At 35.8% G+C, this 12218-nt stretch carries 12 protein-coding genes; 10 read left to right on the top strand and 2 right to left on the bottom strand.

Annotated features, from left to right (window positions below):
- Positions 1 to 4 precede the first annotated feature (4 nt).
- Positions 5 to 340, top strand: a complete 336-nt coding sequence (locus T529_RS0102285; protein WP_033161996.1) for a hypothetical protein — start codon at positions 5 to 7, stop codon at positions 338 to 340.
- 517 nt (positions 341 to 857) lie between these two features.
- On the opposite strand, the gene T529_RS0102280 is transcribed toward T529_RS0102285, so the two are convergent.
- Positions 858 to 1751 (bottom strand): YitT family protein, encoded by an 894-nt coding sequence (locus tag T529_RS0102280; protein WP_051646806.1) that lies wholly within the window; start codon positions 1749 to 1751, stop codon positions 858 to 860.
- A gap of 403 nt (positions 1752 to 2154) precedes the next feature.
- Between T529_RS0102280 and T529_RS0102275 the strand changes: the two genes are divergently transcribed.
- The 8 genes from T529_RS0102275 to T529_RS0102240 all read left to right on the top strand — a co-directional run bounded on the left by T529_RS0102275 (position 2155) and on the right by T529_RS0102240 (position 9211).
- On the top strand, positions 2155 to 2466 hold the full coding sequence (locus T529_RS0102275; RefSeq protein ID WP_033161995.1) for a type II toxin-antitoxin system RelB/DinJ family antitoxin: 312 nt from the start codon (positions 2155 to 2157) through the stop codon (positions 2464 to 2466).
- A 276-nt stretch (positions 2467 to 2742) separates the two neighbouring features.
- Positions 2743 to 3579 carry a phosphate ABC transporter substrate-binding protein gene (locus T529_RS0102270; RefSeq protein ID WP_033161994.1) on the top strand — a complete coding sequence of 279 codons (837 nt, stop codon included), beginning with the start codon at positions 2743 to 2745 and terminating at the stop codon, positions 3577 to 3579.
- Between the two features lie 2 nt (positions 3580 to 3581).
- Positions 3582 to 4499, top strand: coding sequence for a phosphate ABC transporter permease subunit PstC (gene pstC / locus T529_RS0102265; RefSeq protein WP_033161993.1), 918 nt, complete (start codon positions 3582 to 3584; stop codon positions 4497 to 4499).
- On the top strand, positions 4492 to 5352 hold the full coding sequence (pstA, locus tag T529_RS0102260; protein ID WP_033161992.1) for a phosphate ABC transporter permease PstA: 861 nt from the start codon (positions 4492 to 4494) through the stop codon (positions 5350 to 5352). The genes pstC and pstA overlap by 8 nt, the downstream gene beginning before the upstream one ends.
- Before the next feature lie 7 nt (positions 5353 to 5359).
- Positions 5360 to 6112 carry a phosphate ABC transporter ATP-binding protein PstB gene (gene pstB, locus T529_RS0102255; protein ID WP_033161991.1) on the top strand — a complete coding sequence of 251 codons (753 nt, stop codon included), beginning with the start codon at positions 5360 to 5362 and terminating at the stop codon, positions 6110 to 6112.
- 3 nt (positions 6113 to 6115) lie between these two features.
- Complete coding sequence (gene phoU, locus T529_RS0102250; protein ID WP_033161990.1) at positions 6116 to 6766, top strand: phosphate signaling complex protein PhoU; 651 nt, start codon at positions 6116 to 6118, stop codon at positions 6764 to 6766.
- An 83-nt stretch (positions 6767 to 6849) separates the two neighbouring features.
- On the top strand, positions 6850 to 7530 hold the full coding sequence (locus T529_RS0102245; RefSeq protein WP_033161989.1) for a response regulator transcription factor: 681 nt from the start codon (positions 6850 to 6852) through the stop codon (positions 7528 to 7530).
- The gene (locus T529_RS0102240; protein ID WP_033161988.1) at positions 7523 to 9211 is read left to right on the top strand and encodes a sensor histidine kinase; all 1689 of its coding nucleotides are present in this window, start codon (positions 7523 to 7525) and stop codon (positions 9209 to 9211) included. The genes T529_RS0102245 and T529_RS0102240 overlap by 8 nt, the downstream gene beginning before the upstream one ends.
- Positions 9212 to 9273: 62 nt before the next feature.
- Here the strand turns inward: T529_RS0102240 and T529_RS0102235 are convergent, their stop codons facing one another.
- Complete coding sequence (locus T529_RS0102235; protein WP_033161987.1) at positions 9274 to 10587, bottom strand: ATP-binding protein; 1314 nt, start codon at positions 10585 to 10587, stop codon at positions 9274 to 9276.
- 203 nt (positions 10588 to 10790) lie between these two features.
- On the opposite strand from T529_RS0102235, the gene T529_RS0102230 reads away from it, so the two are divergent.
- The gene (locus tag T529_RS0102230; RefSeq protein WP_033161986.1) at positions 10791 to 12212 is read left to right on the top strand and encodes a C69 family dipeptidase; all 1422 of its coding nucleotides are present in this window, start codon (positions 10791 to 10793) and stop codon (positions 12210 to 12212) included.
- The last annotated feature ends 6 nt before the right edge of the window (positions 12213 to 12218 follow it).

Here is a 12218-nt window from a genome sequence, read left to right as displayed (position 1 = left end):
GCTTATGTTGAATGATCATGCAAAGTTAGTCACAACGCTCAATAAAGAAGTAGAATGCTTTGATGCCAAGAACAAGAAATACAAATTACTTATTACAGTTGAATTTGAAGATTATGATCCAATTCAGTTCTCCTATTCCTTGTTGGATCAATGGATTAAAAAGACAATTGATCGTAAAGCTATCTTTCCAGAAGAAGTTGCCAAGATGGTTTATGAAAAAATGTATGTCCTTACAAAAGAAGAAGGTCATGACTGTTCTTATACTGTAACGACGACAACTGTCAAACATGCTGAGAACCTTAATGTCAAAGTTTCTATGACACATACTCCAGGACAATAGAATAAATTATGGGATAGTAATGTCTATCCCATTTTTTGCATAAATATGAAATTCGGATTTTCTTAGATTTCACTCAAGCCTTTGCAAAGTAATAAAGAAAGTATCCTAATACTATAATTGTACTAGGCTCCAACTACAACACAAAATAGAAAAGAACATTTTTGATGCACAAAGATAACAATGTGAATAAGAGATATCAACATTCTTGAGAAAGCAGTGTGCATTGAGCATGTTTATATGCTGAATGAAGCTTGCTAAAATAATACTTACATCTTTGTGAGAATGTCTTTTCTTTAAGATAAAAGCTTATAAATCATTTTTGAAAGATTAGATTCAAGGATTGAAATAAAACTTTTTACTATAGTGAATATAATAAAGACATCATTGAGAAAACATGAAAGTGATCAGCAATCAATATACGCTGAAGATTATTATAAATAAAAAGAGGGTTGAGTGAGCATAGTTCATGAATTTTTGCATAAAAAACCCTCAGCTATTATAAGTGCTGAGGGTTTTCTTAGTCTAAAGGCTTCTGATAGAATTTGCCTTTGACAGATGTTGATCTGAGGACATTGATAAAAGCATGGGGGTCATGCATATGCACAATGTCGGCTACCAGGTTGACTTCATCGGCTGAGACAACGGTATATAACATACAGCGAGGTGCTTTGTCATAAACACCTTCGCCCATAAACTTCGTGATACCATGATGGGTAGTGTTCAGGATATCGTCTTCAATAGCATCAGCGTAGTTTGTGATGATCAACATTGTAACTTTCTGATTGCTTTTATGGAATGTAGAGATTGTCTGGGTAGAGACAAACTGGAATATAATAGAATAGAGAGAAGCTTTAAAGCCAAATAACATTCCACTTGTGAGCAGGATTGCAGAATTGAATAAGAGAATAATGTTCCAAGAAGAAATATTAAAGCGGCGATTAAGGTACACGGCTATGAAATCTGTACCACCGCTGCTCGCATTCCCATATAGCGCTATGACAATTGCAATACCATTCAACAAGCCACCAAATAAAGCAACCAATAAGGGGTCACTGGTGATTGTATATGCTGGAATAACATCGACTAAGAGAGAGTTTAAAACAATCATGACTACTGAGTAGAACGTAAAACGTTTTGATATCATCTTGAAACCAATTATTGCAGGTATTGCATTCAAGATAATATTAATTAAAGAATAGGGTAAAGTTAAATTAAAGAAACGAAGAAAGATACGTTGTACTAGTAATGATAATCCAGTAATACCACCAGGAAGTAATCCTCCTGAATGTACAAATGTCTTAATATTAATAGACATGATTAGGGAAGCTATCGCTACTAAGATTATTGTACGAATGGTCTTTACTTTTCGATTAGTGGATTGATCGATTGTTTTGAAGATGTTGTTATGCATATAAACCACCCAAATGAGCATTCTACTATTGTACAAAAGAAAATACAATTCTTTTTTCTCTTTTTGAACGAAAAATACATATTTACTGAATATTCACGTAAAAAGCCCATTTTCTCCTTCTTTACTATGATATTAACATGAAAACTCTTATAAACATAGCTTATTAAACATGAATTTTGTTTATTTAACATAAGCCTTTTATGATGAAACCATGTGAATACATAAGTAATCTTTGTAATAAACAATTCTCTCGTTTATATTTCTAATACAAATGCTACAAAGTAAAGCGAATTAAATACTGGTAGTCTTTACTACTAAGCATGTGAATCTAAAGAAATTCAATTAATGAAGAAATAATGAAAATGTAATGACAAAACATTATAAATAAAAGAGATGCGTAAATATTGAAAAAACAACATTAACTTTAAGAGTCAATCCAGCGGTTAAGGAACGAGCAGAAAAAGTTTTATCACAATTAGGTATTCCTATGTCAACAGCTATTAATATGTATTTAAGTCAGACATCTCTTTCTGATGGAATTTCGTTTTCTATTTCTTTACCAAAAACACCAGCATCTATGAATGCTGATCTTATGATACTAGAAGAATTCTATCAAAAATTAGAAAAAGGCTATGACGATATAGCGGCGGGAAGCGTACCGAATGCCGCTAAAGCTTTTTTGAATTCAAAGAAAATCATTGAAATTAATACTTAGAATAGAAGAAAGAATCGATATAATATATTGAACAGGAGTGCTTTATCCTGTTTTTTACGTAAAATTTAAAAGCTAACAGTCTATTTCTCTTATTTCATGCTAATGAAAGTGATGATCTATATTATTTTTCTTTCAATTAACACTTCCTTTACAATTATTCTTTCTTCTTAACAATCTTTAGAGAACCTTTATTGAATCAATACATAAATAGGATTTTTACATAATTGTACATATCCTAAGATATACGTGTCTAAAAGAGACAAGGAGGAATATTCAATGAAAAAGGTCGTCTCTATATTTGTGGCAATGCTTATGGCATTCACACTTGCAGGATGTGGAGGAGGAAGCACATCTACAAAATCTAATGAAGGTGATTTAAGCGGTAAGATCTCATTAAATGGATCTACTTCAATGCAGAAGTTTGTAACAGCACTTGGTGAAAGTTTCAAAGAAAAATATCCAAATGTCAATGTTGAAGCTCAGTTCACTGGTTCTTCAGCTGGTATTGCAGCTTTACAGAAGGGTACTTGTGATATCGCTGATAGTTCAAGAGCTTTATCTGATGATGAAAAGAATAGTGGCTTAATTGAAAATGTTGTGGCTATTGATGGTATTGCAGTTTCTATTAATAAAGCTAACAAAGTTAAATCTCTTAAAAAACAGCAATTAGCTGATATTTATACAGGTAAGATCACGAACTGGAAAGATGTTGGTGGTGCTGATGAACAGATCGTTGTCATTGGTCGTGAAGCTGCTTCAGGTACACGTAGTGCCTTTGAAGAATTATTAAAAATTGAAAACCAGTGTAAATATGCTCAGGAACTTGATAACACAGGTGCCGTTGTTGCCAAGTGTGCAGCAACTACAGGTGCTATTGGTTATGTATCACTTGATGCTGTAGATAACTCTATCAATACAATGGAACTTGATGGTGCTAAAGCTACAGTCGCGAATATCAAAGCAGGTAAATATCCATTACAGCGTCCATTCGTTATGGCTACTAAAGGTAAGATTTCAAAACAGAATAAAAAAGTTCAGGCATTATTCAATTACATTAATAGTGATGCAGGCCAGGCCATCATTAAAAAAGTTGGTTTAATCTCTGCAAAATAAATATGAAATATTCAATTGTCGGTAGTAATAAAACAACGACAAGAGAAGAGAAAGCAGCGGCATACATCTTCATCGCGTGTGCCGCTCTTTCTATAATCGCTGTTGTTTCCATTACTGCTTATATGATTATCTCCGGTACTCCAGCAATCTTTAAAGTTGGTCTCGTTGATATTCTCTTTTCAACAGTCTGGCAGCCAACTGCTGGTAAGTTCGGGATTCTCTATATTATTCTTACTTCTATTATTGGTACATTCTTTGCGGTTTTATTAGCCGTGCCTATTGGCTTATTAACAGCCGTTGCCTTAAGTGAACTTGTGAATGAGAAATTTAAGAAAGTTCTTAAAAGTGCGATTGAAATGCTGGCAGGTATTCCATCAGTTGTCTATGGCTTGCTTGGTATCCTTATTATCAACCCTGCGATGTATGCTTTGGAGAGATCCATCTATGCTGGCAATCCACATCACCAGATGACAGGTGGCGCCAATCTTATTGCTACCATTCTCGTCTTAGTGATCATGATTCTGCCAACATTGGTCAATGTTTCAGAAACAGCCCTTGAAACAGTTCCTCAGCATTTACGCTTATCTTCATTAGCACTAGGGGCAACAAAGATTCAAACAATCTTTAAGGTTGTCATTCCGGCAGCTAAGAATGGTATCTTCTCAGCAATTGTCTTAGGTGTTGGTCGTGCAATCGGTGAAGCTATGGCTATCTTGCTTGTTGCTGGTAATGCCGTTAAAGCACCTTGGCCATTCAACTCGGTTCGTTTCTTAACAACCGCAATCGTCAGTGAAATGGGCTACTCACAGGGCTTGCATCGACAAGTGCTCTTTACGATTGGCTTAGTACTCTTTGTATTTATTATGGTTATCAATATTATCTTGTCACGTATATTGAAGAAAGGAGAAGAAGATGACTAGTATTACTGCAAAAAAGACTCGTATTTCTGACAATATCTTGCTTGCTCTTATTGGCATATGTACATTCTTCTCAGCAGCCCTTATTGTTGTCATTATTGTCTATGTCTTTTCTAAGGGCATTCCTTTCTTCAAATTTAAAGATCTCATTTCCCCTCAATCAGCACTTACTAACCCAAATGGCTTATTAGGGAATATTATTAATACGCTCTATATTATCTTGGGTACATTGCTTCTTGCTTGTCCAATTGGTATTGGTGGAGCTATTTATTTGAATGAATATGCTAAAAATAAGAAGTTCGTTGAAGCTGTTAGCTTTGCGACTGAAGTTTTATCCGGTATTCCGTCGATTATCTTTGGTTTGTTTGGGATGATCTTCTTTGGTGAATTGCTTGGCTTTAAGTATTCTATTTTAACAGGTTGTTTCACTCTGACATTATTGATTCTCCCTATTATTATTAGAAGCACACAGACAGCATTGGCTTCAGTACCTGAAAGCTACCGTGAAGCAGCAAGAGGCCTTGGTGCAACAAAGTGGTATATGATTCATACAGTCATTTTGCCAAGCTGTTTGCCAGGTATTTTAACTGGTGTCATTCTGGCGATGGGACGTATTATTGCCGAATCAGCTGCATTGCTCTTTACTGCCGGTTCTGCCTATTTAATGCCAAGAGATTTCTTCTCGCATTTCTTGGAAAGTGGTGGCACATTAACGATTCAGCTTTATATCGCTATGACAAATGCCCAGTATGGTCAGGCTTTTGTGATTGGGATGATCTTGATTGTCTTAATCTTCCTGATGAATGCTTTAGCAAAATGGATCACTAAGCATTTCGACGTAAATACAAAGGAGTAGTTTTAATATGAGTAAAATATCAGTACAGCATTTGAATCTCTGGTATGGAGAGAAGCATGCTTTAAAAGATACAAACCTGGAAATTGAAGAAAACAAAATAACAGCCTTCATTGGTCCTTCAGGATGTGGTAAGTCAACATTCTTAAAGACCCTTAATAGAATGCAGGATTATGTCAAAGGGGTAAGAATTGAAGGTCTCGTATCTCTTGATGGCGAAGATATCTTTGGCAAGGGTGTTGATCCAACACTGTTAAGAAAAAAGGTTGGGATGGTTTTCCAGCAGCCTAACCCATTCCCTATGAGTGTCTATGACAATGTTGCTTATGGACCAAGAATTCATGGCATTAAGAATAAAAAGAAGCTTGATGAGATTGTTGAAAAGAGCTTAAAGAGTGCAGCACTCTATGATGAAATCAAGGATCGTCTTCATTCATCAGCTTTAGGCTTATCCGGAGGACAGCAGCAGCGTCTTTGTATTGCCCGTACACTTGCGGTTGAACCAGAAGTTATTCTTCTTGATGAACCAACAAGTGCCCTTGATCCTATTTCAACAAGTAAGATTGAAGACTTGCTTATGGAATTAAAGGATAAGTATACGATTGTTATTGTTACACACAATATGCAGCAGGCAAGTCGTATTGCTGATAAAACAGCATTCTTCTTACATGGGGAAATTATTGAATATGGTGATACAGAAAAGATCTTCTCATTCCCAGAAGATAAACGTACAGAAGACTATATCACAGGAAGGTTCGGATAAACTATGCGTGAACAATATAATGAAGATTTAAAGAAATTAAATGATATGCTTGTAGAAATGGGTAATCTTGTGGAAATTTCTCTTGAAAAAAGCAAGAAGGCCTTCAAAGAACAGGATAAGACTTTAGCTGAAGATATTGTCAGAGGCGATCAAAGTATCAATAATCTTGAACATGATATTGAGGCATTATGTTTTAAGCTGATGTTAAGACAACAGCCTGTTGCAACAGACTTAAGAGTCATTGCCACAGCCTTAAAAGTTGTCACTGACCTAGAAAGAATTGGCGATCAGGCTGCTGATATTAGTGAAATGTCTTTATCCTTCAATGGTAAATATCCCTATAAGACAGTTGAACATATTCCTACAATGATGAAAGTCTGTCGTGAAATGGTTCATGAAGCTATTCGTGCTTATGTCACAAAAGATCTTGAAAGAGGCAAGCGTGCTGATGCAATGGATGATCAGGTTGATGTGCTCTTTAGTGAGGTAAAGGCAGAGATTGTTGAAATCTTAAAAGAAGGTAAAGAGAATATTGATGACTGTTTGAATTATCTGATTATTGCAAAGTATTTAGAACGTATTGGTGATCATGCGACGAATATTTATGAATGGTTAGAATTCTTAATGACAGGTGAACTTGAGAATACGCAGTAGAAAAGAATTGTTAATTTCTTAACCTGTTCTTAACATATATCCCTAACAATAGTGCTAAAATAGTCATCAAGGAGGCAGTAATTATGAATGAACGTATATATGTGGTAGAAGATGATGAGAATATCCAGGAAATCATCAAATTAGCCTTAGAAAGCAATGGCTATGAAATCAGACAATTTGATAATGCAATTGACGCCATCGTGGCCATTCATGATGACACGCCTGACATGGCTATTTTCGACATAATGTTACCGGAGCTTGATGGCATTTCTGCCATTAAAAAAATCAGAGAAACAAATACAACCCTACCAATCATGGTCTTATCGGCTAAAGATAGAGAAATTGATAAAGTCAAAGGACTAGATAGTGGTTGTGATGACTATATGACAAAACCCTTTGGGGTCCTTGAGCTTTCGGCTAGAGTACGTTCACTGCTAAGACGTACGAAGAAAGAAGAAAAGCTGATTAAAACAGCTGACCTCTCTGTAGATAAGTCAAAACATGTTATTAAGAAGAATGGTGAACAGCTCGAATTAACACATAAAGAATATCAATTACTTGTCTATTTAATTGATAACAGAGAAAGAGTTGTGGAAAGAGAAGAACTTCTCAATAATATCTGGGGCTATGATTTCATGGGCGAAAGTAGAGCACTGGATGTCCATATTCGTTCATTAAGAAGTAAGCTAGGTGATGATGGTAGTCATTATATTAAGACTATTCGTTCTGTTGGCTACCGCTTTGTAGGGGACCAAAATGTATAAAAGTATATTGCGCTATTTCATAACAGTCACACTCATCAGCATGGTCATTACGCTAGGTTTAAGCTTTGCCTTGATTTCTAGTTCAATGCTCAGTAATACAGAAAAGGAAATGGGCTACTCAGTACGCTTAATTTCGCATTCAATTGATTATAAAGGAAATTTGATAAGTCAGATTGAAGAACTTGCCCCTTTTGCCTATTCTGACCATACGCGAATATCCATTATTGACAAGAATGGAACGGTTTTGGCTGACACTTACAAGAATTTTATTGCAGAAAATCATTTACATCGTGAAGAAGTACAGGAAGCTCTTCATCATAAAGATCATTATGGCTATGCAATCCGTAAGAGTGATACAACAAGAGAAATGATGCTCTATGTTGCTTATTTTAATGGCAATCAGGTTATAAGACTTTCCATGCCTTATCACTCTGTCTTTGAGTATGCGTCCGTTATTGCCCCGGCAATACTCATCTCGGCGATTATTTCCTTTGTGATATCATTCATCATGTCAAGAAAGCTTGCTAGACATGTCACCAAGCCTTTGGATGAACTTGTTGATGCCCTCAACAATATGACGGATGATTTCCGTTTTAAGCTCAAGGAATATGATTATGAAGAAGTTGAGACAATCACAAGTACACTTGAGAACTTAACTCATCGTTTACGTAAGTCAATGCGTGAAACTGCATTTGAACGTGATAAGCAGGATGAAATCATAAGTCAGATGCGTGAAGGCTTCCTCCTTCTTGATGAAAAAGGATGTATTCTCACTATCAATAAAGCAGCTAAAGAAATACTAGGTGGGCTTGAAGAGAAGCAGTCCTTTATTGAACATGTGACTCATCACGAACTCCTAGATGCTTTAAAGAGTGAAGAAAAGCATTTGCATGTTGAAATGCCTATTGGTGATTATTATTATCGTTGTTATATTTCTAATTTACCATTTGGTAAAGCACTCTTCTTTGTCGATATTACAATGCTGCATAATGCGACAAAGATGCGTGAAGACTTCTTCTCGTCTGTATCCCATGAACTTAAGACGCCTATTACTTCAATTAGAGGCTATACAGAATTGCTTTCTGCCGGGGTGATTACAGATGAAGATAAACAAAAAGAAGTCCTCAATAAGATTCTCGATCAGGTGAGAAATATGAGCAATCTCATTAGTGATATTCTCATGTTATCAAGACTTGATAGCCGGGATCTGCTTGTTGAAGAAGTTCCTTTGCATATCAAGACGACAGTGGAGAATGTTCTTGAGAATTATGATGCAAGTATCATGAAGAAAAATATTCATGTTCATACTGATCTAGAGGATGTTATCTATATTGGTAATGACCAGCAGCTACAAACACTTATTTCTAATCTTGTCAGCAATGCCATTAAGTATAATAAGGAAAATGGTGATTTAATGATCAAGCTTCATGAAGCTAATGATCAAATGGTACTCGTTGTTTCAGATACTGGTATTGGTATACCTAGTGCTGATCAGGCACGTGTTTTTGAACGTTTCTATCGTGTTGATAAAGGGCGCTCAAGAGCGCTTGGTGGAACAGGGCTGGGTCTTGCCATAGTGAAGCATATTGTATCCTACTATGATGGTAAGATTCAGTTACAGTCACAACTTGATGTTGGAACACAAATTACTATTTCATTACCTATGAAGAAAGTAGACTAAGGTTTACTTTCTTTTTTGCATTGACAAATCATCCATTGAAAAAAGGATGTCTTGTGACATCCCTATTCTCCATTCTTTCCAACAAGATAATTAATGAATTGCTGGGCTGTTCGGCCGGAGAATCCACCGTGAGCAATTTCCCATTTATTAGCTTCTAGTTCAAGCTCTTTTTCATTTAAAGTGATTTCTGGATACTTTTGAGCAAGTGTCTTAACGATGTTGTTATATTCCTTCTTATTTGGCTTGAAGTAACCAATGGAACAGCCAAAACGCGCTGCTAGGGAGAGCTTCTCCTGTACGGTATCATTTCTATGTAAATCATCATCTTCGCTTTCCTGATTACGGTCGTTCCAGCTTTCACGCACTAAATGACGACGATTACTTGTAGCATAGATCAAAACATTATCAGGCTTTGTTTCAAGACCACCTTCAATAACCGCTTTGAGATATTTGTATTCATATTCACCTTCATCAAAAGAAAGATCATCCATAAAGATAATAAAACGATAATTTCTATTCTTGATTTCATTAATGACTTTAGAAAGATGTACAAAGTCCTGTTTATAGACCTCAATCATACGTAAGCCACGATCATAATATTCATTCATAATTGCTTTGACAGAAGTGGATTTACCCGTTCCAGCATCACCATATAAGAGAACGTTATTCGCAAGTCGACCTTCAATGAAGGCTTCAGTATTTTCGACAAGCTTTTTCTTCTGAATTTCATAACCTACTAAATCATCAAGAACCATAGTACCAGTAGCTGTAATTGGCTCTAGTACGGAAGAACTTCCTTCTTTTATACGTACTCTAAATGCTTTATTCAAGCCAAGCTTACCAACACCATAATCTTTATAGAATGTTGTTAAAACGTGATAGAGTTCATCATCAGTTGTTGTTTGTTCAATTTGTGTGGAAAGGGCAATCACCTTTTCACTCACAGATTTATTGAAGATGCGTTCCTTTTTTGTAAGGGCATCATAATGTTCAATAATCGTAAAACAATTCAAATCTAAAGCTTCTTCTAATCTTGAAAAATCATAATCAAAAAGCTCTTTGAAGATATGTAAATCATTCTTCGCAAAGAGATTTACTGAACCTTCATTAGCGCCAACTTTCTCACTAACTAAAGAGAAAGGAACTTCTGTGCTTGCTAGTAAGTAGGCTAGATAGTTATGCCAGAGGTTATGGTTAAAACCATATTTTGTCGATAACTCCAGCAAGCGATTGATTTCATCAAGAATACGTCCACGTAGATCTTCTTTCTCATAATGTCCCTGATCAAACTCATGGCAGATATCTGCAAGTCGATAAAGAATACTTTGTTTATCTATTGAGCGATAGACAATGAGCTTTGATGTTAGTCGATACATAATGATTCCTTCTTTCTTTTTTTACTATTTTATAGATTTCATCATTATTTGTCTAGAAAACAATTATAGATCATGGATTGTTTGAATTTACTAAATACTTTCATGTTTATTGGATAATCATATTGAAAATAAGTTGTCTTTATGGCATTTGATAGGACAAGTGACATTAATGGTGCTAGAATAAGCAGCAGGAGGATTATTTTATGGCTTGTACAACAATTTTAGTAGGAAAAAAAGCATCTTATGACGGCTCAACAATGATTGCCCGTAATGATGATGCATCAGCTGGTAAATTCGCTGCCAAGAAGTTTGCAGTCGTTGAAAGCAAAGACCAGCCAAGAGATTATAAATCAGTAATATCAGGTGTTGAAATTAAACTTCCTGATAACCCAATGCGCTATACTGCCATGCCAAATGCCTTAAAAGGTGAGGGAATCTGGGCAGCATGTGGTGTCAATGAAGCAAATGTCGGGATGAGTGCAACGGAAACCATTACTTCGAACGCCCTTGTTTTAGGTGCAGACCCACTTGTTGAAAAAGGAATTGGTGAAGAAGATATCGTTGTTCTCACATTACCTTATATTCATAGCGCTCGAGAAGGTGTTGAACGCTTAGGAAGCTTGCTGGAACAATATGGCACATATGAAATGAATGGAATCGGTTTTAGTGATAAGAATGAAATCTGGTGGCTTGAAACAATTGGTGGACATCACTGGATTGCGAAACGTGTCCCTGATGATGAATATGTCATTATGCCAAACCAACAAGGCATTAGTGAATTTGATTTAGAAGACGCTCTGACTTCACAAAAAGAATATATGTGTTCTAAAGATATGCAGACATTCATTGAAAAGAATCACTTGAATCTTAATATGGGTGATCGCTTTAATGCTCGTTTTGTCTTTGGTTCCCATGATGATAGTGATCATACTTATAACACACCAAGATCATGGGCATTACTGCGCTATTTTAACCCACGTACATATGACTGGGATAATGAATTAAGACCAGAAGATGATGACTTACCATGGTCATTAGTGCCAGAAAGAAAGATTACTGTTGAAGACGTCAAATGGGCATTAAGCAACCATTATCAGGGAACACCTTATGATCCTTATGGAAAAGGAGAAAACAAGGAATGTAAATATCGTCCTATTGGTATCAATAGAACAGATTTCTTAGGTTTAATTCAAATTCGTGATTATGTACCTGAAGAAATCAGTGCCATTGAATGGATGACATTTGGTTCGAATGTTTTCAATACATTCCTGCCTCTTTATGCCAATACTTCAAAAGCGCCTGATTATGTGGCTAATACAACAGCCCTTGTTGATACAAATAATTTCTATTGGGCTAATCGCTTAATTGGGGCATTAGCTGATGCACATTTCAATACCACAGAGATTCATATTGAACGTTATCAGAATAAAGTTGCTGCCTCTTCACATGCATTAATCAATAAATATGATGATTTATTTGTTGAAAAGAAAGACTTAGCTGTCATTGAAGAAGCAAATGAAGCCTTGACAAATATGGTTCATAAAGAAACTGATGACTGCCTCAATAAAGTTCTTTATACATCAAGCAATGGTATGAAGAATGCCTTCAGTCGCTCTGATGCCTAAATTCTT

Source organism: Sharpea azabuensis DSM 18934, from assembly GCF_000702165.1.
Classification (GTDB): domain Bacteria; phylum Bacillota_I; class Bacilli_A; order Erysipelotrichales; family Coprobacillaceae; genus Sharpea; species Sharpea azabuensis.
The sequence above is the reverse complement of the archived record's forward strand: the minus strand, read 5'-3'. Positions and strand labels throughout refer to the sequence as shown.